The organism is Chroococcidiopsis sp. SAG 2025 (genome assembly GCF_032860985.1).
Classification (GTDB): domain Bacteria; phylum Cyanobacteriota; class Cyanobacteriia; order Cyanobacteriales; family Chroococcidiopsidaceae; genus Chroococcidiopsis.
Genome location: NZ_JAOCNC010000001.1, coordinates 3,716,201 through 3,737,774, shown reverse-complemented (window position 1 = coordinate 3,737,774; position 21,574 = coordinate 3,716,201). Strand labels below are relative to the sequence as shown.

General features: G+C 45.2%; 22 protein-coding genes and 3 pseudogenes. 4 read left to right on the top strand and 21 right to left on the bottom strand.

Going from position 1 to position 21,574, the window contains the following annotated elements:
* Positions 1–127: 127 nt before the first annotated feature.
* On the bottom strand, positions 128–415 hold the full coding sequence (rpmA, locus tag N4J56_RS18175) for a 50S ribosomal protein L27 (RefSeq protein WP_317107714.1): 288 nt from the start codon (positions 413–415) through the stop codon (positions 128–130).
* A gap of 96 nt (positions 416–511) precedes the next feature.
* A complete protein-coding gene (gene rplU / locus N4J56_RS18170; RefSeq protein ID WP_317107713.1) occupies positions 512–919 on the bottom strand; it encodes a 50S ribosomal protein L21 in 408 nt (135 codons plus the stop codon).
* Between the two features lie 268 nt (positions 920–1,187).
* Between rplU and N4J56_RS18165 the strand changes: the two genes are divergently transcribed.
* Positions 1,188–2,060 (top strand): NAD(P)-dependent oxidoreductase, encoded by an 873-nt coding sequence (locus tag N4J56_RS18165; protein ID WP_317107712.1) that lies wholly within the window; start codon positions 1,188–1,190, stop codon positions 2,058–2,060.
* A gap of 30 nt (positions 2,061–2,090) precedes the next feature.
* On the opposite strand, the gene N4J56_RS18160 is transcribed toward N4J56_RS18165, so the two are convergent.
* The 17 genes from N4J56_RS18160 to N4J56_RS18080 all read right to left on the bottom strand — a co-directional run bounded on the left by N4J56_RS18160 (position 2,091) and on the right by N4J56_RS18080 (position 16,015).
* Complete coding sequence (locus tag N4J56_RS18160) at positions 2,091–2,573, bottom strand: hypothetical protein (protein WP_317107711.1); 483 nt, start codon at positions 2,571–2,573, stop codon at positions 2,091–2,093.
* Positions 2,574–2,800: 227 nt separating this feature from the next.
* The gene (locus N4J56_RS18155) at positions 2,801–3,562 is read right to left on the bottom strand and encodes a phycobilisome rod-core linker polypeptide (RefSeq protein WP_317107710.1); all 762 of its coding nucleotides are present in this window, start codon (positions 3,560–3,562) and stop codon (positions 2,801–2,803) included.
* A gap of 220 nt (positions 3,563–3,782) precedes the next feature.
* Positions 3,783–4,526, bottom strand: a complete 744-nt coding sequence (locus N4J56_RS18150) for a phycobilisome rod-core linker polypeptide (RefSeq protein WP_410500531.1) — start codon at positions 4,524–4,526, stop codon at positions 3,783–3,785.
* A 91-nt stretch (positions 4,527–4,617) separates the two neighbouring features.
* Entirely contained in the window at positions 4,618–5,457 is an 840-nt protein-coding gene (locus tag N4J56_RS18145) for a phycobilisome rod-core linker polypeptide (protein WP_317107708.1), read from the bottom strand.
* Between the two features lie 146 nt (positions 5,458–5,603).
* The gene (locus N4J56_RS18140; RefSeq protein WP_317107707.1) at positions 5,604–6,236 is read right to left on the bottom strand and encodes a HEAT repeat domain-containing protein; all 633 of its coding nucleotides are present in this window, start codon (positions 6,234–6,236) and stop codon (positions 5,604–5,606) included.
* Between the two features lie 103 nt (positions 6,237–6,339).
* Positions 6,340–7,158 (bottom strand): HEAT repeat domain-containing protein, encoded by an 819-nt coding sequence (locus N4J56_RS18135; protein ID WP_317107706.1) that lies wholly within the window; start codon positions 7,156–7,158, stop codon positions 6,340–6,342.
* A 16-nt stretch (positions 7,159–7,174) separates the two neighbouring features.
* Entirely contained in the window at positions 7,175–7,414 is a 240-nt protein-coding gene (locus tag N4J56_RS18130; protein ID WP_317107705.1) for a phycobilisome linker polypeptide, read from the bottom strand.
* A gap of 44 nt (positions 7,415–7,458) precedes the next feature.
* Positions 7,459–7,812: a phycobilisome linker polypeptide gene (locus N4J56_RS18125; RefSeq protein ID WP_317107704.1), complete on the bottom strand. Its 354-nt coding sequence runs from the start codon at positions 7,810–7,812 to the stop codon at positions 7,459–7,461.
* Positions 7,813–7,919: 107 nt separating this feature from the next.
* The gene (locus tag N4J56_RS18120; RefSeq protein WP_317107703.1) at positions 7,920–8,801 is read right to left on the bottom strand and encodes a phycobilisome linker polypeptide; all 882 of its coding nucleotides are present in this window, start codon (positions 8,799–8,801) and stop codon (positions 7,920–7,922) included.
* 149 nt (positions 8,802–8,950) lie between these two features.
* A complete protein-coding gene (gene cpcA / locus N4J56_RS18115) occupies positions 8,951–9,439 on the bottom strand; it encodes a phycocyanin subunit alpha (RefSeq protein WP_317107702.1) in 489 nt (162 codons plus the stop codon).
* Between the two features lie 89 nt (positions 9,440–9,528).
* Complete coding sequence (locus N4J56_RS18110; protein ID WP_317107701.1) at positions 9,529–10,047, bottom strand: phycocyanin subunit beta; 519 nt, start codon at positions 10,045–10,047, stop codon at positions 9,529–9,531.
* Between the two features lie 645 nt (positions 10,048–10,692).
* Entirely contained in the window at positions 10,693–11,361 is a 669-nt protein-coding gene (locus N4J56_RS18105; protein ID WP_317107700.1) for a HEAT repeat domain-containing protein, read from the bottom strand.
* Between the two features lie 169 nt (positions 11,362–11,530).
* Positions 11,531–12,295 (bottom strand): HEAT repeat domain-containing protein, encoded by a 765-nt coding sequence (locus N4J56_RS18100; protein ID WP_410500530.1) that lies wholly within the window; start codon positions 12,293–12,295, stop codon positions 11,531–11,533.
* A gap of 161 nt (positions 12,296–12,456) precedes the next feature.
* A complete protein-coding gene (locus N4J56_RS18095) occupies positions 12,457–13,299 on the bottom strand; it encodes a phycobilisome linker polypeptide (RefSeq protein WP_317107698.1) in 843 nt (280 codons plus the stop codon).
* A gap of 138 nt (positions 13,300–13,437) precedes the next feature.
* A complete protein-coding gene (locus N4J56_RS18090) occupies positions 13,438–13,926 on the bottom strand; it encodes a phycocyanin subunit alpha (protein ID WP_317107697.1) in 489 nt (162 codons plus the stop codon).
* An 80-nt stretch (positions 13,927–14,006) separates the two neighbouring features.
* Positions 14,007–14,525 (bottom strand): phycocyanin/phycoerythrocyanin subunit beta, encoded by a 519-nt coding sequence (locus N4J56_RS18085; RefSeq protein WP_317107696.1) that lies wholly within the window; start codon positions 14,523–14,525, stop codon positions 14,007–14,009.
* Positions 14,526–15,079: 554 nt separating this feature from the next.
* Complete coding sequence (locus N4J56_RS18080) at positions 15,080–16,015, bottom strand: RluA family pseudouridine synthase (RefSeq protein WP_317107695.1); 936 nt, start codon at positions 16,013–16,015, stop codon at positions 15,080–15,082.
* 215 nt (positions 16,016–16,230) lie between these two features.
* On the opposite strand from N4J56_RS18080, the gene N4J56_RS18075 reads away from it, so the two are divergent.
* Entirely contained in the window at positions 16,231–17,808 is a 1,578-nt protein-coding gene (locus tag N4J56_RS18075; protein ID WP_317107694.1) for a hypothetical protein, read from the top strand.
* Positions 17,809–18,103: 295 nt separating this feature from the next.
* Here the strand turns inward: N4J56_RS18075 and N4J56_RS18070 are convergent.
* Positions 18,104–19,373: pseudogene (locus tag N4J56_RS18070) on the bottom strand (IS701 family transposase).
* Between the two features lie 435 nt (positions 19,374–19,808).
* Here N4J56_RS18070 and N4J56_RS41110 point away from each other — a divergent pair.
* Together N4J56_RS41110 and N4J56_RS18055 are read left to right on the top strand one after the other, a co-directional pair.
* A pseudogene (locus tag N4J56_RS41110) lies at positions 19,809–20,182 on the top strand (hypothetical protein).
* Positions 20,183–20,280: 98 nt separating this feature from the next.
* Positions 20,281–20,658 carry a hypothetical protein gene (locus tag N4J56_RS18055; protein ID WP_039717019.1) on the top strand — a complete coding sequence of 126 codons (378 nt, stop codon included), beginning with the start codon at positions 20,281–20,283 and terminating at the stop codon, positions 20,656–20,658.
* 98 nt (positions 20,659–20,756) lie between these two features.
* Here the strand turns inward: N4J56_RS18055 and N4J56_RS41105 are convergent.
* Positions 20,757–21,495, bottom strand: a pseudogene (locus N4J56_RS41105) (DUF1995 family protein).
* Positions 21,496–21,574 lie beyond the last annotated feature (79 nt).

Below are 21,574 nucleotides of genomic sequence, written 5' to 3'. Positions count from 1 at the left end.
TTACCAATTGAACTGGAATACACTGCTATGAAATAAGGCTACCGCACGTAGCAAGTAGCCTTAATAACTCTTAGTCCGCCTTGGCAGACTTTGCTATATAAGCGAATTCGATTCGCCCCTAATATTTCTACGCCGTAGCTGCTACAGGTTCAGCCGCAGTTGCAGGAGCATATACGCTCACCTTCTTGCGGCTTTTACCCTTTCTCTCAAATGTCACCACGCCATCAATCAGGGCAAACAACGTATCATCGCTACCAATGCCAACATTGTTACCAGGGTGAAACTTCGTTCCCCGTTGCCGTACCAAAATGTTACCTGCTCGCACGACTTGACCGCCGAAACGCTTAACACCTAACCGTTGAGCATTAGAGTCGCGACCGTTGCGAGTACTACCTGTTCCTTTCTTATGAGCCATTGTGTCCTCTGCGCTATTTTTTCTATCTCTACTTCATTATTGCGAGCCAAGCGCGATCTACCCAAGATTTAAGGATGTAGCGATCGCGTCCTCATTCTATTCTGATGCAGTTTCCTCTGTAGTTTCAGCAGGTGTTTCACTAGCTGAAGCCTCAGTCGTAGCTGCTGCTTGAGCTGTCAGCTTGGAACCATTGAGATTAATCGAGTCAATCATCAGTCTGGTGATTTCTTGCCGATGTCCCCGCTTTTTGCGCGTCTTTTTCTTGGGTTTCATCTTGTACACCAAGACTTTACGTCCCCGCAGGTGGCGCACCACCGTTCCTTCTACGATTGCTCCGTTAATTAACGGTTGTCCGACGGTAACATTGCCCTCGTGCTGTACCAACAAAACTTTTTCAATAGTCACCGTTGCGTCAGGTTCGGTTGCCAGGAGTTCGATATCATAAAAACGTCCTGGTTCTACCCTCAGTTGCTTACCACCAGTTTCAATAATTGCGTAGGTCATGAGATTATAATGATTGTGCCGTACAGGTAGCTGATTGCTCAGATTTGAGAACAGTTCAGCTTTTGTTTTCGGTCTACCTGATCCGAGCCAGAATTAGACAGACAATCCCTAATTATATGTTTAGATAGTCGTTCTAGTCAATAAAATTGCTTAACGTCCTACTGAAATATCCAACCGATTCGGCTCTTTTCGTGAGTAGCGCAGATTTTCGATCCCCCAACCCCCTGAAAAAAGGGGTAATATCCGCTAGTTATCATAAAGCGATCGCATGAAAAAACTTTTAGTTACTGGCGCAAGTGGTTTTTTAGGTTGGCACTTATGTCAGTTGGCAAAACAGCAATGGGATGTATGTAGTACGTACTTTTCCCATGAAATAGAAATTCCAGGCGTAACGATGCTTAAAATCGATTTGCGGGATTTTCAAGCACTCAAGCATCTGTTTCAACAAATTCAACCTTCAGCTGCAATCCATACTGCGGCGCAGTCAAGTCCCAATTATTGCCAAACTCATGCAGAAGAGTCATACACGATCAATGTGATGACTTCTTTAAATATTGCTGGATTGTGTGCAGATTATGGCATCCCCTATATTTTTACTTCTACTGACTTAGTTTTTGATGGTTTAAACGCACCTTATCGGGAAACAGATCCGGTATCTCCCGTAAATGCTTATGGAGAACAAAAAGTTCAAGCTGAAGAGGGAATTTTAGCACGCTATCCCCTAGCGACAATTTGTCGAATGCCTTTGATGTTTGGCATGGCAACGCCAACTGCGACTAGTTTTATGCAGCCTTTTATGCAAACTCTACAAGATGGAAAAGAATTAGCATTATTTACAGATGAATTTCGCACACCTGCTAGCGGTACGACAACAGCTAAGGGGCTTTTGATGGTGTTAGAGAAGCAGGTTCAAGGTATGATTCATTTAGGTGGAAAAGAGCGGTTATCGCGTTATGATTTTGGTCGGTTACTTGTAGAGGTATTTCAACTTCCTGCAACTGGGTTAAAATCGTGTCGTCAGCAAGATGTTAAAATGGCTGCGCCTCGACCTGCTGATGTTTCTTTAGATAGTTCTCAGGCTTTTGATTTGGGATATCAGCCGCTTTCTGTAAGAGAAGAACTAGAGATATTGCGAGGGTAAGTTTGTTACGTTTGCGATCGCACCAGCTGGTTATTTTTCTTCTACTAGCTTAGCAATTTCGATTGCTAAAGTATTATATCCAATGTCTTCACAAGCAGAGATTAAATCGCATAAAGCACGATCTCGTGCGTCAACGTCTTCTAACGTTTTGGCAAGTTGTAAAGCTCGATCTAATAGATTTAATCCTTCATCTTCTATACCGAGCTTGACATATCCACTACCTATTTTACTAAATTCAGTTATTTTTGTAGATCTGTCGAAAATTGCTTGAGTAGCTTCTAAGGCGCGATTTAAAATTTCCAAACACTTATCTGCTAATTTTATTTCTAGACACGCGATCGCCAATTCGTTTAAGTAATATGCTTTAGTAGCAATATCGGCGATCGTTTCAACTTGTTCCAAGGCATCAGCCGATAATCGCAAAGCACTATCTCTATGTATTGGCTTGACTTGCTTGCGCAACTTACTAATTAGAAACTGAATTCTTTCTTCAAGTGTAAAATGGTTCTCCATTCAGAATCTTCTGGATTGGGCATCTTTGCCCGCCCAAATATGCAAGTTAACTATAAAATATCTTACCAATGATAGATGACTAAAAATCGATGACAAAAAATTACTGGATCTAATCGCCACTTGACTCAACTCATCACTTACAGCAAAACCGTTAGTTATAAATTGAATCAGCGTGGAAACTAGACCCAGTGAATTCAATCAAAAATAAAGCTGAAATTTAATCAACTCTATTTTCTACCACGGGATGGTACTAGACTTAGATAGTCAAGGTCAAAGGCAGAAACGCGCTGAGCGTAATTACCTTTGTTATTAATCGATGCTGCCATATCAGCATACTTGCGAGGATCGCCTTCCCGTAGTTGTCGTTCTTGAGACTTGCGGCTGTAGAACTGATCCAGGGTAAAGCGCCAGTCTGTTTTGACTGTACCAGCAGTTTCGCGGAAATCGTCACCGTAACGAGGGGTAACGAGATTGAAGGGTCTACCTTCCATCCGTTTGCGCTGGAAAGGAACGATGTAATCTCCAAATGCATCGGTGTATTCGTCGCTGTCTAGCAAAGCATCTACTAAACCGTAGAATCCTTTCGTACCGATGACAATTGACCAAGCAATTTGTTCTTCTTTGTTGTAAGAAGAACGACCTAAGAAACGCTTGAGGCAAATATCTACAAGCCGGTAGTTATTATTAACTGAAACTACCATTTCGTAGAATCTTTCCGACTTAGCTAAGCCGCGAATGAAGTCGCGCACGGTAATTGCACGATTCTTCAACTGCGATTCTAGTTGAATTTGGCGGTTGATTCTAAGAGTTTCGTGTTCGCTAAATACCTGACGGTAAGCAGCCCAAATTAACTCTTGAATCTCTGCTGGAGAATTAGCATCTTCCACACGATAGATGTATGGAGTGTCTTCGTTTTGATCCGCAATGCCGAAGCTGCGGACTCTATGATTTTGCGTAGTTGGTTTGTAATCGAGTAACGGCAGTGCCATGAGGGATTCTCCCGTCTAGGTTAATCGCACAAAATGAAAACAGATAAATTCAGTTTGAATTTATCGATCGCCTTCCCTAAATTGGAAAGTTTTTGAAACAAGCAAAGCCTATATCTATAGAGCTTTCTAGCTTATTATCCCACGTAGGGTAGGCAGAATGTTGGTTCGTGAGTAAGTCAATCTGTGGCTGTCAGATTTTCCCACTATTAAACTTTCAAAATTACAGCCGCACGGGAAAACTTGCTGAGGGATTGATGGAAACTGGCGTTGCTGATTTTTCCTTCCGTGACGTATCAGGAATGCTAATATTATCCGTGCTAACTGGCTGGGGTGTTACGGTTCTAATATTGAGCGATCGCGCCATATCAAAGAAGTTGCTAATCGCGCCAGATTTATAGCGTTCGGTTTCCTCTTTATCGCGCCAGTAGTCGGCGTAACGTGGTGTTACCAAGTTAAACGGTCTGTCTTTAAACCGTCGCCGCTGGTAGGGTACGGTAGTATCGCCAAAATTCTGCTGGTACTCTTCGCTATCAATTAGTGCATCGACAAAACCACCCCAACCGAGGGTAGCAATTTTAATCGACCAAGCAATTTCTTCGTCTTTGTTGTAAGATGCACGTCCTAGCAACCGCTTTAGGGCAATATCTACGAGTCGATAGTTCGAGTTTGTTTCTACCACCAAGCGGCGGAACGATTCTGACTTAGCTAAACCGCGAATAAAGTCCCGCACGGTGATAGCGCGATTCTTCAGTTGAGATTCTAGCTGTTGTTGGCGATAGAATTTGAGAATTTCGTGTTCGCTAAAAACTTGGCGATACGCAGCCCAAATCAATTCTTGATTATCGCTGGGGTCGATACAATCTTCCAAGCGATAAATCCAAGGAGTATCTTCACTTGGAACTTCGTAACCAGCCACCCGCTGATTTTGCGAACTGGGTTTGTATTCGAGTAGAGGTATTGACATAAAGGATGAATTGGTAGTTGGTGGTTGGTAGTTGGTAATAGGTAATTGGTAATTATTTGTGTCACCCATTACCTATTACCCATTACCCTAGTTAGTTTCTAGGATCGGAGGGAATGTAGTCGTAGGGTAAAGCGACTTTGGTAGGTTTGATCGTAGTTTGGGGCAATGTGTCTTTGCGTGTCGTATCGGGGATCTCCATTGTTGAGATTTGAGAGAGAACCCGATCGCGCGATCGCTGGTAGTTGACTTCTGGAGTAAAAATTCCTCCAGCCATTGTCATAAAGTTAGAGGGAATTGCCTGACGCACCAATTCTTTAGTAACATCGCCAGTCTTACGGGCGCGGTAGTAGCCGCGACCTTCTAAGTTGCGGATGTTTTCGCGATCGCGCCAGTCGCCATTGTAACGAGGGTTTACCAAGTTAAAGGGACGACCTTTAAAGCGGCGGCGTTGGTAGGGGACGATATCATTGCCGAAGTTTTCACGGTACTCTTCGCTATCGACGATTGCATCGATAAAGCCGTTCAAGCCTTTGGTAGCGATGACAATCGACCAGGCGATTTGCTCTTTTTGGTTATAAGTTGCCCGTCCCAAAAATCGCTTAAAGGAGATATCCACTAAACGATAGTTAGAATTGGTTTCTCCGACTAACTCGCGGTAGACGTCCGACTTACCCAAACCGCGAATAAAATCTCGCACGGTAATGGCACGGTTGCGGAGTTGAGATTCAAGGAAGGGTTGGCGATAGCTTTCAATAATCAGGTGTTCGCTGAAAATTTGGCGATAACCTGCCCAGATAATTTCATCGATATCTGATACCGAGGAAGTCTCTGTTAAGCGGTAGCCAATTGGCGTGTCTTCACTAGGAACTTCGTAACCCTCAACCCGCTGATTTTGGCTGGAAGGTTTGACTTCAAGTAATGGAATTGACATTTTCAGTGATCGGTTAACAGTTATCAGTTGTCGTACGGGCGGATTTTTTGAGCATAGCTGTACTAAATTAAATAGTTCTGCGATTAAATCCGCCCGTACAATTGTTAGATATCGGTGAGTCAAGCAAGAGGTAAGAGGTTTCTGACTTACGACTTACGACTTACGACTTCATTTATTGCTAGTTGGGCGCGGGCGCGGACTGCTGGATCGGAATCAGACTCAATCATTTGAATTAAATGAGGCTGAATTTTTGCTTGCAGGTCTGATACTTGTAACAAACCCTGTAAGCCCACCACAGCCGCGTAACGAATTGACCAGTCGGAGTCTTGAGAGACTGAGAGTAAGGTTTCCAGTGCTTGCTGCTGCCCTGCCGCGCGTTCGGCTGGAGTCGCAATATTTTGCCAACGCATCTGACCCAAACCCTTAGCCGCCGCTCTGCGGACGCTGGGAGCAAAGTCTGTCGCTGCTGCTGTTGTCAACACTTCTAAAGCAAGAGGATCGGCGATCGCGGCTATAGCGCGAATGCTATAAGCCCTTGCCCCGTAGTTATAGCCATCCAATTTTTCAATTAACGGCTGTACTGCTTTTGCTCCCAACTGCGTTAGTCCCTCTACTGCTGCTACTGCGGCAACTGGGTTGTTATAACCCAGTACGGCAATTAAAGTTCCAATTCCTGCCTCATCTTTCGCTGCTGCCAGCGAGCGCACCGCCGCCACCAAGCTTTCTGGCGAATCTGCCCGATCTACGGCTTGGATGAGGTTTTGGGTTGGGTCAGACATGAGAGGAGCGAGGAGTGAGGGGGAAAAAGAGAGCTGAGGAAGCAGGAAGCAGCGATCGGTTATCAGTTGTCAGTGACTTCTGACTTCTGCCTTGCCCCTTCAATTACAACAACGAATCCATCAAACTCATCAAATGGATGGCTGGGTCGGAAAGTTGCTCGGGCTGGGTTTGGAGTTGCGACTCTAGGAGTCCTTTGAGGGAGAGGAGTTTAAAGCTGTTTTCCACCTTACAGGAGGCGATCGCCTCGGCTGCACCGACGTAACCAATTGCTCCCAAATCGGCTAATACCACCCGCCGCAGTTTCAGATCGTCATTTGCCAATCCGTCTACTAGGCGCTGTCCGTAGCTATCCTCTTGAGTCAGCTGGTACATTGCTCGTAGAGCGGCATATTGCACTCTGGCTGTAGGATGGTTGATGAACGGTTCGATCGACGATACGGCTGCTTTTGCTTGCAGCGCCCCTAAAGCTTCGATAACGCTATCGTAAGGTTGAATCAGATGAGGTCTGCCTGGTACGAAAACGGCAGCATCAACACCACCTGCTAATAGCTTCATCAGAGCCGGGATAGCAGTCGGATCGCCTAGCATGGCTAGGGACTGGGCTGCGGCTTCCCTGACATAAAAATCTTCGCACGCCAAACAGCAAATTAGCCTTGGTACTGCTCGCCGATCGCTCAGCTTGCCCAAGGCTCTTGCTGCATTACGGCGCAGGGGATAACCGCCTAATTCTGTCCTGTCAGCTTCATCTTCGAGAGCAGCAATCAACGCATCAACGGCGGCTGGTTCGCGGACGCGGAACTTGCCCAACCACCAAGCTGCGTAGTAACGCAGGCTTAAATCTGGCGATCGTAAGTTAGCGATCGCTTGTTCCACCGTTAATCCTGTTGCTGTTACCTCTAGTTCTTCAGCACTGGACTCCATTGCATCAAACCTATGCCTACTTCACAGTCGATAGTGGTTCGATCTTGACGATTTTGCCACCCAAGCGAGTAATCCGCTGCATTTCTTCATTCATCCGGCTGTAAGGCACGGTAACAAATACGCTACCGCTGCGGCGGATCTCATAGTTATTTTTGTCTGTTTCATCATTCTGCCGTAAGCCTACGACTTCATAACGAAACATCCGGCTAGAAGTGGAAGAAACTCCGTTTGCACCAACAGTTGTTTGACCGAACATGGCTTCTATATCTCCTGTAACCGCGCTTCTATTAAGTTGAGTACTTATTCGTGACTTTTAGCTTTGGTTTCTCGATTTATATCGGCTCCAGCAGCTTTGTCTTTGCTTTCGGCTGTAAGATTTTGATGAGCTGCGGTAGCGTCGCTTTTAGCTTGACCGTCGCCATCAAAAGTTAGTGCCTCAATGCTGACGATTCTGCCACCCATGCGGTGAATTCGCTGCATTTCTTCGTTCATGCGGTTGTAGGGAACCGAGATGAAAAAACTGCCACTACTGCGAATCGGATAGCTCAGTTGGTCAGATTTGTAAGTTTGACGCATCCCCTCAACTTCATAGCGATAGATGCGATTTTCGGCGTTACTGAGTCTGCCACTGCCAAGTGATGTTTGACCAAACATAGTTAGATTAAGACACGCTTGTGCAATATTGAATGTTATTTGTCAATGGTCAATAGTCAATGGTCGTTTACTGGAACGAATAACTATTAACCATTAACCATTAACTACTAGGCTGGATTCACGCTAACGATTCTGCCACCCTTTTTAGTGATTTCCTGTAGTTTTTGGGATAATCGCTCGTAGGGAACCATGATGGCAGTGCTACTGCGGCGTACTTTGGGATAGCCTGGTTGTAACAGTCCCGTGATTTCAATCCGGTAGACTCGTCCGCTTTCTTCTTGTGTTCCGCCGATCGCTTTTTTAGGAGCGGCATCTTTAGGAATTGCAGCACCAAAATTCCAGCGTCCGCTACCACTAGAAGGTTGGACGATTGTAGAAGATTGGTTGCGACCGAGTTCAGATGTCAGGCGCGGGGATTTTCCACCAATCGAGGCGCGATCGCTAGTTGCATAACCGCGATAGAGGCGGAACATCCGACTAAAGCCAACTGTTCTCGAGCCTGGTTCTACTGAGAATCCGCGATAGTACGGAACAACGTTGTTACCAAAGTTGTTGTCGTACTCAACGCTATCTAGATAAGAGTCGATCTCAGCATCGTAACCCACATCTTCGCAAAGCTCTGTATGGTAAGCCCACTCAGCTTCATCATAAGGAGCGCGACCCAACAAATGCTTGAAATTGAGTTCGACAAAGCGTTGATTGGGATTTGAATAGAAAAACTTGTTTTTGTATAAATCTGACTTGGCAACAGCGCGGACAAAATCTTTGACAGTAAAGTTTCCCTGCCGTAGTAAAGATTCAGCTGAAGTCAGACGTTCTGCTTTCATAACGTAGTCGTTGCCCAATACCTGACGGTATACAGCTCGGATGACTGATTGCAGTTCGTCTTCCGTCCAATCAGGTCGGAGTTCGACTCTTGATGAGGCATCAAATGCAGAAATGCCGAGCCGTCCTGCTGCTGCTAAAATGTCTGCTGGTAAAACGCTCATGCACCGCTCTCCCGAAGCAACTAATCTTAAAGTTGGTTTGTTGACACTTGTTTTCTGACAAATGAGAAAAACAATGCCCGAAGCTGAATACAACTGCTAGTTCTAACCGATCCAGCACTTGCATCCCTCTTCGGGCAAGCTTACGCTCTCTAGCTTAGAGCGTTGATAGCGTAGTCGAGGTAGGTGTTAGCTTCGTTAGCAGCTTGTCCAGATAGACCGTGGTTGGATTTGATGTGCTTTAAAGCTTCAACGTACCAGCTGTTAGACAAGTCAAACGAGCGGTTGATTTCATCTAAACCAGCAATTAGGTACTCGTCCATTGGACCGGTACCACCAGCTACTAAGCAGTATGTAACCATCCGCAGGTAGTGACCGATATCGCGGGCGCACTTAGACTTACCGCGAGAATCAGCAGCGTACTGAGGTCCCTGCATTTGGGTGGTGTAGGGGAACTTGCTGTATACGGCTTGAGCAGCACCATCAATCAGTTGCTGAGCTTTGCTAGTCAAAGCGCGAGCAGCTTCCATGCTAGCAGCAGCGCGATCGAAACGACCGTTGATTGCCTGCAGTTCGGTGTTGCTTAAGAAACGACCTTGGGTATCGGCAGCGCCAATTGCTTCAGTAATTGGTGTTTTCATTGTTTGAAATTCTCTAAATATTTGCAGTTGGTTAACTTGGGTCAGGTACGAGCAGTCAGCGTTTAGCTGGCTAATCGCTTACAGCATTCTTATGCAACAGCAGCAGCAGCGCGATCGAAGTAGCTAGCAACTTCAGACATCAACTGGCTGCAATCGCCTTGGGTGATACCGTTGGGATCGTTAGCAATCTTGACAGCAGCTTCCTTCATTTTTTGAACGCCTACAGCTACGGAAGAACCAGGAGTTCCTAAAGCTTGGTAGGTTTCGCGCAGTCCGTTCAAGCAGCGATCGTCTAGTACGCTTGCGTCGCCTGCCATAACGGCGTAGGTGACGTAGCGCAAGATGATTTCCATGTCGCGCAAGCAAGCAGCCATGCGACGGTTGGTATAAGCATTACCACCAGGAGAGATCAACTGGGGCTGTTCTTCAAACAAAGCGCGAGCAGCATTGGTAACGATGGTGGAAGCGTTGCTGGTGATGCGGTTAACGGTGTCCAGGCGCTTGTTGCCATCTTTAACTAGGTTGGATAGAGCATCTAATTGCTCGGTGCTCAGGAACTCGCCTCTGGAGTCGGCTTGAGCAACAACCTTTGCAAATGCGTCTAACATGAACTAATTTCTCCTACTTGCGAAAGTTGAGCGCAGTTTTTGATTAAATTGGCGGTGTTTTATCAAGTTTGGAATGAATCACCACAGACACGATCCACTTCCTCGGTCAAGTTGGTTATTTATTTTCTCTACCAACGATTATTATATTTTCGTCAGAATTATGAGAAAAATTTCTACTTTTATGAGAAAATATCCAACTTGTTTTTTTCCTGAGTTTTGCTGAACTTCTATCTGTTATTGATCCCTCCAGGTTATGTTTATACAACGCCATAAGTGCATTATTTATTACGAATTGTTAAGCTTAACGTGATTCCGTCAATAAAAGCTCCAAATCCTTTACATACAAGGGATTTAACAGTTAATTTTTGTTGTTTTCTTTAAAAACTTAGTAGTATTTATACTTAGTTACCAATCCAAATGTGATTTTATATTTTTTAATATTTGCTCAATGTAAGCCAAAAGAGGAAATACGGAGTTTTTAAATCTTTATGGTTATGAAATAAATGTAAACAAAAATGAAGAGATTGCTGATAAATATTACCGATAATTACGAAAATGCGGGAGTCGAGAAGAGAGTAGTGCGTGAGTGTTTCTTACTTACGACTTACGACTTACGACTTCATCCTTGTCTCCCTTGTCCTGTCCCTAACCCCCAATCCCTAATTTCTCTGCCAGCGCTCTGCGGATACGGATCTGAACCACTCGGTCTGATTCTTGAGTTAGAGCTTGTTGCAGGAGAGCGATCGCCTCCTGCGTGCCTATTTCTGCTAAAGATAAGGCAGCAGCATAGCGCAACCCCCAATCTTCCGGTGACAGCAACGCCCAACTCAGCTTATTTACAGCGCGGTGAATTGTCTGAGCATCGATCGCCGTACTACCAATTTTGCCCAAACCTCTAGCAGCAATGCGCCGAACGTTTCCCTGACAGTGATTGGCTACAGATACGCCGACAACTTCCTCTAACACGGCGATCGCTTGACAATCTCCAATTTGAGCTAAAGCTTGAATGATGTGTGCTTGTACCCCTTGGTCTGTAGCCGTGTAGTAGGTGGAAATTAGGGCTTCTAACGACAGAGAAGCCAACTGAACGAGTTGAGAGGTAGCAACTGCTCTTACACCTGGATGATGATGGCTTAATGCCTCGATGAGAAGGGGAATCGCATCGGGGGAATGGTAAGCAGCAATCTCCTCAATTATCGCGATCGCCTCTGCTGGAGTCGAGCTAGCATGTAACTGTTCGATAAGATTTTCTAATGCGCGATCGATCTGCCCCATGAAGGAGCTAGGGTGTTGGCTGAAATTAAATTGTGACATTTTGACCTTTGGTTTTTAACTCCTGTACGGGCGGGTTTAGCACATAGATTGGCAACCTTAACCAGAAATTTCGGTCAAAACCCGCCCCTACAATGCCTGACTCCTGTAGGGGCGGGTTTAGCACATAGATTGGCAATATGAGCTGGACATTTTGGGTAAAAACCCGCCCCTACAATTGAATTAATAAATCGTCGATCGCATTGAAAAGCAGCCCAGAATCAGATGAGATTGTATCTCTTGCATCACCGTTCAAATTAGCTTCTAGAATCTGCTTTAAATTCAACAGCTTCAAATTGTTGGGAACCTTAGCTGCAATAATTGCCTGGATAACTTCTTGACTTTGACCGATCGCGCCCAAATCGAAAATTGCTGCCCAGCGTAAATAAACATTGTCGTGGTTGAGAGTTTTGATAATACGTTCTATGTAGTGCGATTCGCGGGTTAATAAATACATATACCGCGCTGCCGCACACTGCACTCGCTCTGAGGGATGCTGTAGGCAAGGCTCGATCTGCGGACGAGCCGACCAAACTTGTAGGGTTCCCAAAGCTTCAATCAAAGCCTCATCTGGCTGCTGTTGAGAATGCAACAAATCGAGCAAAGGGTTAATTGCACGTCGATCGCCAATAGCAGCTAAAGCTTGAATGACTGCTTCTCGCAGTTGTAGATCTTCTTGACAGTTTAATGCTTCAATTAGAGCTGGCACGGCTTGGGAATTTTTCAATTGTCCTAATGCTCTAGCCGCTTGACGACGCAAGGGATATCCCCCTGCTTCCAACCGATAGCGATCGTCGGTAAGAGCTTCGCACAGCGCCGCACAAGCCGACTGTACTTGATGCTTTCCTAACCACCAAGCGGCATAGTAGCGAATTTGATTATCTTCTCCTGCCAAAGCTGCGATCGCGGCTTCTGGGGTCAAAATTGGTTCTTGCATAAATGTTGGGAGTGAGGAGTGAGGAGTGAGGAGTGAGGGGTAAGAGAATTTTAGATTTTGGATGCACGGATGCGTGGATTGTAATTCTCCCTTGTCTCCCTTGTCTTCCTTGCCCCATTGTCCTTTCCCTAGCTCCTCGCTCCTCACTCCTAGCCCCTTACTTAGACAGGCGTAATTCTGACGATCTTGCCACCAGTTTTATGAATTTCCTGGTAAGTGGCTGACAGCCTGTCAAACGGTACGTTGTATACTTGTACGCTACGGCGTACAGGTACTCTACTTCCAACTGTCCCCGCCACGGCTTCGACGACAAACATGCGATTATCACCTTGAGCGGGAGAAACTCCCAGCGTTCCAGCGGATCTGGAGCCAAAAGATAAGCCAGAGGGCGATGAAGGTGGTGTAATCCAGTTAGTTTGATTGCGAGATATTTGGGTTCTCAAGCGAGCATTACGCCGCCCATATTGCGAGTTATCGCTACTAGCTGCACCGCGATACAAAGCAAACATGCGAGGAAAGCCTACAGTTTTTTGATCGAGTTGAGATTGAAACCCGCGATGGAAAGGTACAACCCAATCCCCAAAAGCTGCATCGTATTCTGGACTATCGATGTAAGAATCAATTTCCGCATCCAAGCCTTTTGAGGCATATAAATCGACATGGTAGGCAATTTCTGACTGGTCGTAGGGTGCGCGTCCTAATAAGTGCTTGTAGTTTAATTCGATAAAACGCCCCTGAGAATTACTGTGGAAAAAGCATTCTCTGTAAAACTCAGATTTTGCTAAAGTTCGCACGAATTGCCGCACCGTAGTTTTGCCATTGCGCAACAGCGATTCAGCGCTAGCAAACCTTTGACTAGCATAGACTCCTTGCCGCCCGAACACTTGCTCGTAAGCAGCTCGAAAGACTCTTTGTAAATCGTCTTCAGTCCAATTTTGCCGCAGCTCGACTTTTCGATCTGCGATCGCATCATTTACGAACTGAGCTATGACTGTTCCACTCATTTCTTTTCTAACTCCTGTGCTAATTGCTAATCGTTCATTGTTAATTGACCTGTACTAAAAGTAATGGCTAATCGCTAACAGCTGATGACAACAAGTTCTTCAACAATTAGCAATTAGCCATTAACTATTAACAAATGACTAGCTCAAAGCGTTGATCGCGTAGTTGAGATAAGTATTAGCTTCACCAGCAGGATCGCCAGACAAACCATGATTGTCGCGGACGAATTCTAGTGCAGCAATATACCAACTAGGAGACAAACCGAGGGCGCTGTTGAATTCTTTCAGTCCAGCAACAACATATTCATCTAGGGGACCAGTACCACCGACAACGCAGCAATAGCTAATGGTGCGAAGATAATGATCGATATCGCGCACGCACTTCGATTTACCTTCGGGAGTGGAAGCGTATTGAGATCCCTGCATTTGAGTTGTGTAGGGGAACTTTTGATAAACGTGGTTAGCAGCCGCTTCTGCCCATTTTTTGCCGTTATTAGCAAAAGCTCTTGCTGCTTCTATCCCAGCTTGAGCGCGATTAAACCGACCGAAAATTGCTTGCATTTCGGTATTACTAACATACGAACCACGAGCATCAGCAGCAGCAATCGCTTCAGTTAAAGGTGTTTTCATTTGTGAATTCTCTCCAATTTAATTAAGTAAATAGCGAGTAGTGAGTAGTGAGTGGTCACTGGTCACTGGTCACTGATAAATTAAGCAACGGCACCAGCAGCGCGATCGAAGTAGCCAGATACTTCAGACATTAACTGGCTACAATCGCCGCGAGTAATGCCTTTGGGGTCATTGGCAATTGCAATTGCTGCATCTTTCATTTTTTTAATTCCTGAAGCGACTGCATCACCAGGAGTACCTAAAGCTTGGTAGGTTTCCCGCAGTCCATTCAAACAGCGATCGTCCATGACGCTAGCATCTCCAGCTAATACGGAGTAGGTAACGTAGCGCAAAATAAAACCTAAATCGCGAATACAAGCAGCTTGGTTGCGATGGTGAAAACAAGCACCACCAGGGTTAAATACTTCTGGTCTTTCGGCTACTAATGCGCGGTACGCATTTGCCACAATTGTAGAAGCGTTGCTCGTCAGACGATTCACTACATCTAAACGCTTGTTGCTATCAGATACCATCGCCTGAAGTCCGTTCAGTTCATCACCACTTAGGTAAGAACCCTTGCGATCGGCTTGTTCGACTACGCGAGAAAAAGCGTCAAGCATTTTTTCAATTCTCCTAAATTTTATTGCTTCTATTTCTATCGGTGCGAGCGCGCAGGAAAGCACAAACAAAACTTTGTCTCAGGCAGAATATTTCTCTATGCCAACGATAGCTACTACGATAAATATCGCTGTTTAGCTATAAAGTATTCTGAGAAAATATCGCTAGAAACAAAAGCTTTATTTGCTATAAATTCCTCATAAGTTTTTTATACAATGCGCTCGATCGCCAATTGGTTAAATAATATTAAACTGTGTAAAAATGCACGGAAAGCTAATAAATTGATTTGCTCAAATAGCTTTCAGTTATCCGAAATGAAAATTAAGTTACAAAACTTAATTGTTTCTGTCAAAACTTTATGTAATTCGACTAGGCAATTTTACAGAGTAATGTCTTGTCCGATCTGACCCTGAGAGCATTAATACTTATCGACATCCAATTCAGAATTGTTGCATTTTGTAAACACAAGTTAAGAAATTGTAGAAATATTTTTCGGTTTTTCCATTCTGATGAAAGATGGCAATGATAAAAGTAGTAGGGTGCTACCAATTGTTGGTTAACGAGAAATTGCCATTCTCCGCCGCAGGACTTCCAATAGCGTGTTAAATTCTGCTGGAGGTGCTGCCGTCACCTCGATCGCCTCTCCAGTTACTGGGTGTTGTAGCGTGAGTCGCCAAGCGTGTAAGGCTTGTCCAGAAAGATTTACACCAACAGAACGCCCAGACCCATAAATCGGATCGCCCACAATGGGATGACCGATATGGGCGCTATGAACGCGAATTTGATGGGTGCGCCCGGTTTCTAATTGAAAATGAACTAAAGTATAGTTTCCTAATCTTTCTTTAACTTGCCAGTGGGTAATCGCTGCCCGTCCTCCCTTGTCTACAGGGACGATCGCCATTTTTTTGCGGTCTGTAGGATGGCGACCGATGGGCAAATCTACAGTTCCATTGGGCGATCGCGGCGCACCGTAAATAATACCCAAGTACTCGCGGCGGGCAGTTTTTGCCTTGAGTTGTGCTTGTAGGTGTTGTTGGGCAAGGTCAGTTTTGGCGATCGCGATCGCTCCTGTTGTATCTTTATCCAAGCGATGGACGATGCCAGGGCGTTGCACTCCGCCTATGCCTGGTAAATTGGGACAGTGGGCGAGTAAAGCATTAACTAAAGTACCATCAGCATGACCTGGGGCGGGATGGACGACTAACCCCGCAGGTTTGTTAATTATTAGCAGGGAATCATCTTCGTAAAGGATATCGAGGGGAATTGCTTCGGGTTTGAGTTCTAAAGGCTGAACGGCAGGAATTTCGATCCGAATGCGATCGCCTGTTTTCACATCTGTTTTTTTTGCAGTGCAAACTGAATCGTTAATCTGAACGCAGCCTCGTTCGATCAACTGTTGCAGGCGCGATCGCGACAATTGTGTAAGTTGTTGGGCAAGGTAACGGTCTAGGCGATCGTCACTGGCTGTTACCTGTAAATGAATTTCTGTCACGACTACTCTAAATCGATTCCTCTGCACTTCGCATTGTTAATTTTATCTAAGTCGCCCTTCATTCATCTTTGAGCCAAGCAAGAGTGCAGGTTCGATTGTTAGAAAAGATACGGTGTATCAATTACAATTACTTTTTATCACAAAGGTTCATCTTTCTCCGAAAGACAGCACTATAACAGATTTAATTTTGCATCGATGAATACAGAAATAGCTATATGGCGATTTTTAGAGGCACGATAAATAACGACACATTAACTGGCACTGTAGGCGACGACCAAATCTATGGTTTAGCTGGGGATGACACTTTGCAAGGCAGTTCGGGCAACGATCGCCTCTATGGTGAAGACGGAAACGACTATCTCTATGGCGACAAAGGTAGCGATCGCATCTTCGGTGGGAACGGTGACGACCATCTTCAAGGAGGTGACGGTGACGACTACATTGAAGGGGGTGAGGGTAGCGACTATACAGAGGGTGGTAACGGCAACGACTATTTAGTAGGAGGGAATGAGAGTGAAGCCTTATGGGGAGACTCTGGAAACGACAAAGTTTTCGGTCAGAGTGGCAATGACTACATTCATGGAGGTGATGGCGAAGACTATTTAGAAGGCGGAGAGGGTAACGACGAAGTTTCAGGCGATAGCGGTAACGACAAGCTTTATGGCAATATCGGCAATGATTTTCTAGAAGGTGGCGGCGATCGCGACATTTTAGAAGGTGGCGACGGTAACGACCACCTAGTAGGAGGTGCAGGCAAAGACACATTATATGGTGGCGCTGGCGATGACTTTCTCATTGGCGGTTACGATTCTGTCATTGGCTTTGGCGGGAACGACTATATTGGTGGCAAAAACGATATCGATTTGTTATTTGGCGGTGCGGGAAAAGACACTTTTGGGATCGGTTACAGTACCGACGATGGCAATCCAACCACAGACGGTAGGCGAGATTACAGTTTAATCAAAGATTTCAATCCTCAAGAAGATACGATCCGGCTGAATGGCGCTAAAAGTAACTATATTCTGAAACCATCTCCTCAAGGTTTACCTCAAGGCACGGCAATTTATTTTGACAAACCAGGTAGTCAACCGGACGAACTGCTGGCAATTGTAGAAAACAAATCGGGATTGAAACTGAGCGATCGCTACTTTACTACCACTGCTGAGGATAATTTTTACGGAACCTCTCAAGACGATTATTTTGACGCTGGGGTAGGAAATGATTACGTCAGGGCATTTGACGGTAACGATACCTTATTAGGTGGCGATAATGATGATTTCATTGTTGGCGACAAAGGCAACGATACCATCTCAGGTGGCAATGGTAATGATTCACTTTTGGGAACAACTCCATTTAGCCCAATGGATTCAGAGTTCGTCAGTGGCGATCGTCCCAATCCGCAAGTTCTGGGCAAAGGACAGATAGACACTCTTACAGGTGGTGCAGGTAAAGATAACTTTTGGCTGGGCGAGTCATTAAGCGGTAAGTATTATTCTTCCTATCGCTACTACGACGATGACAACGCTTCAACTGTTGGCAACAATGACTATGCGTTAATTACGGACTTTAACCTTCAAGAGGACAGGATTACACTGATCGGACAACCGACTGACTATCTACTAAAAGCAACCTCTGATAGTTTACCCGCAGGTACGGGAATATACATCAACAAACCTGGAAACGAACCAGACGAACTCATCGGCATTGTTAAGGATATATTGCCAACAAAGCTAAATTTGAACAATTCCTACTTTTTCTACACTAATCCCGAACCCATTTCTGTTCCAATTTAAGACACGAGTAGGTTAGTTATCAGCGAACAGGAGTTGTAGGGGCGGGTTTGACAAAAGATTTGCGATCGATGACAATAAATCTCAATTCAAAACCCGCCCGAAGTTGTAGAGGCGGGTTTAGTAAAAGATTCATGAGTGGCGAGCGCCAATCTCAATTCAAAACCCGCCCGTACAGGAGTCAATAAATTTTGAATTGCGAATTATGGCTGGCAAATTGCGAATTCCAACTCTGCTCTCTTCCTAACTTCCGCGTCAACGCGACTTCCTACGATCGCTAATGGGACTTTAAAACTTTCTAAGCCCAAATATAGCCGAACTTAGCTCGTGAGAGGCAAATACATCAACATGCTCATTAAGCCAGCGGACCAAACGAAACTCGACTGCGGTGCGGAATGCCTCCAATGCTTCGGCAAAGGTTTGTAAGGGTTTGGTTGCCCAACGTCTGCGGAATCCGCCGGTCAACTGATGCCAAAGGATGAAGGTGTAAGCGATGAACACTAAAACCCAATGACGCTTCATACTCAGAGCATCCCGAACTTGATACTCACTCAAACCCAACCAGCCCTTGGCTTTCTCGATAGAAGACCTCCACCCAGTTGCGAGCAGAATATGTTTGAGCTACCCAAGCCGCACTGACTTGGTTGTCAGAGGCATTGGTGAGAAAGTAATCCACCTCCGTCGCTTGCTCGAAACTAGAGGCATTGAGTTGAATCGCCAGCCAGCGAGTGCCTTCGAGCTTCGGAACGTGAACTGGTAACAGCGCCACCCAAACTGTCCGGGCTGCTCCAGATTGAGTTGCACAGGTGTGAACTGCTCCACTGCCAAGGTTTGAGCAATAGCTTCTAATCCCTGCTTACGAGCAGACTCATCACCTGATGTTTGAGCAGTAACTTGGCGGTTTTGGCGATTGCTGCCACGTAAGTTAGGTTTCTCGACTCCAACTGCTTGAGAAAAGGCGTGTTATTACCGTAGCCTGCATCAATTACAGTCACACCCGGTCGATAACCGCGCTTCAAGCATTGGTCAACCAAGTCTAGAGCCAGGTCAGGTTTTTTCTGGAAGTTGGGGTCTGCCTTGCCTTGCTCGAATAAACTTGCGTGTTGATAGAGTGCAACATCTAACGGCAGACGCCGCACTCCATCATACAAGTAGGTAGTCAGCAGCACAATACCATTGTCAGTCTTGCCAATCTCCCCAATGTACTGCCGTCCTACCCCATCAGTAGTAGCCGCACCACTTTTGCGATGTCCCGAATCATCTACAATCAATGTGAAACCTTGACTCGGGGTCGTCTGGCGACACTGGTGCATCACCTCCAACCGCCGATTATTTAGCTTGACTTCATCCCAAGGGGCATTGTTGAGAAAATGTCTGAGGCTGTTGTAGGAGCCATCTACTGTATTTGTGACCAGTTGGCTCAGGTTTTTGCGCTGACTCTCACCCAGCAGTCCCCCTAGATAAACACGAAATTCCTGCCGCTGCTTCTGACGCGAAAATACATCATCAAACCGACGACACCAGTTCTCAAAGCACTGCGGCATCGCTGCTGGTACTTGATCTTTCACCTTACGTTGCTCCTGTCGAGACTGACGTAAAACGCAACTCCTACCCGCATTCTAGCTCAATTTGCTCCAACTTTCTTACAAAGTCCCACTAATGAAAATACGAGAATTTTGCCAGAAAACCTAATACCTTAATTATAACATAAAATTGAAAATTTTAATTCGCATATACGATTTGTCGTTGCCATTAGAACCGATTTTAGAGATATGTTTAAGGCTAAAATTGTATAACAAAGTGCGATGTAATTAAGGTATATATAAAGCAGGAGACATTTATCTGCAAAGGTTTATCTACCTTCTAACCTAACTCAAAAATGCTAAAATAAAGAAGAAAGCAACAAGCCGATTAGCACTAAATTGACTCGAATAAATTGTAGCTAATAGCTTAACTTCTATCGCTTTTTCATAAATAAGATTTGAGTTGGTCGAAGATTGACAATGGTAACGCAACTGAATCACTACCCAGCCGCGATCGTCCAAGCAGCCCAGAGAGTAAACGAACTGGACTCGCAGATTATGGCAGTTCAACAGCTAATTAGCCGTGAAGAAGGAAACGCCGATCGGCTATCGGCATTCGATGTAGACTTAAAAACGACACTCAACGTAAGGCACGTCGCTTTGAAGTTCTGTTAACTCATCAAGAATATCAAACGGCAGTCAATACACTCATGCGGCTGACAGCCGATAAAGCTAATGCGATCGCGCACTTAGAATATTTACGCAATCAATTTAGTGTTGCCAAACTAGAAGCAAGACTAGAAATTGCCAAGCAACTCACTGATTTTGAGTCGCGAGAATTAGTAGGTTTGTAAGAACAGTTATCAGTTATCAGTTATCATCACAAACAATCCATGTCGCGCCTGGTCACTGATAACTGGTCACTGATTTAATTTTTTATCCCAACCCTTCCATGACGCAAGTTACTTTAGAAGAAGTTGCTAAATTGCAGACTGAATTGACAAATTATCCCAATGCTCTTGCTGCTTTGCAAGAAATAGAAGAGTGTGAGGGAGATTTAGAAGATGCAGCTATGGTACTAGCAATTCGAGCCGGACAGCAACCAGATATAGCAAATGCAGAGTGGCTATCTAGTTTGGCAAAGAAATGCCGTGCCTTTATTTGTCGCCAAGAATTGCGATCTGCGTTAGCAAATGAATCCTTTGCGCCAGTAGTCGAACAACTAACAGCAGCTAAAATCTGCCCTACCCTACTGGTAATGCCCGTCTTGTTATACGTTGTAAAACAAGGTGTAGATGAATTCTGTCAACCTCTCGATCCGGTAGCTTAAAAAGTTAAAAGTTAAAAGTCAAAAAGGAAAAATGTAGTTTTAGTAAGGCTTTTGGCTGCTTGTATGCGAATTAACTATGGAACGACTGACTTAATTTCTTATCGACTTAAAGTGCGTAAAAATCTTTGCATACTGGCGAAAATACCTGGTTTTCTCGCTCCAGACGTATTAGTAGTGTCAGTGGGATTCGATTGACTTGTACCCCGTAGAGAATAGTATCAATTTCATCGCCCATTGGTTTTGTTGGTTGTTCGGCAATTAACTGAAACTCTTCTTCTACTTCCCGCCAAATTTGCCATTCACCAGGGTAGGAACGGAACACGGAGATGTTTTCAATTGGGCGCAGATAGTAACAAGATTCAATATTATTGAGAAAACGAGTACGTAATTGTCTTCCAGCGTAACCAATCCCGACGATCGCCACATCTTCTAAACGAGGATTGAGCATCAATGTAGGACATGTAGCTAACTCGCACAACTTTTCTACCCGTTCGACTTCTACCGCAGAAGGCGAAACAAATAACAAAGCCCCATCCTCTGGTTCGATCTTTTCTTCCAGAGGCGATCGCGTGCCGATATCGACAATTTTAAATGGTACTTCTCCCCAAATCTCGCCGTGCGTGCTAGTGCCGCCGCACCCGCATCGGGAAAAAACACCTTAAGTTGGGAGCCGAACTGAGTAAAGTCTGCTAAGAATTGCTCGGCAACAGACATCGGTTTGAGTTCTGGAATCACTAACTCCACTTGCAGGCGAGTATATCCATCTGCGATTGCCGCTGAAGTGGCTACTGCTGCTTGGGCGATCACCTGTTCTAGTGTCTGAGGAAATTCTGTCATATGAGAGGGGCGAGGAGCAAGGAGTGAGGGGCGAGGAGAAATAGAGCTGAGGGGAGAAGAGAGAGTTGCTGTGCAACTA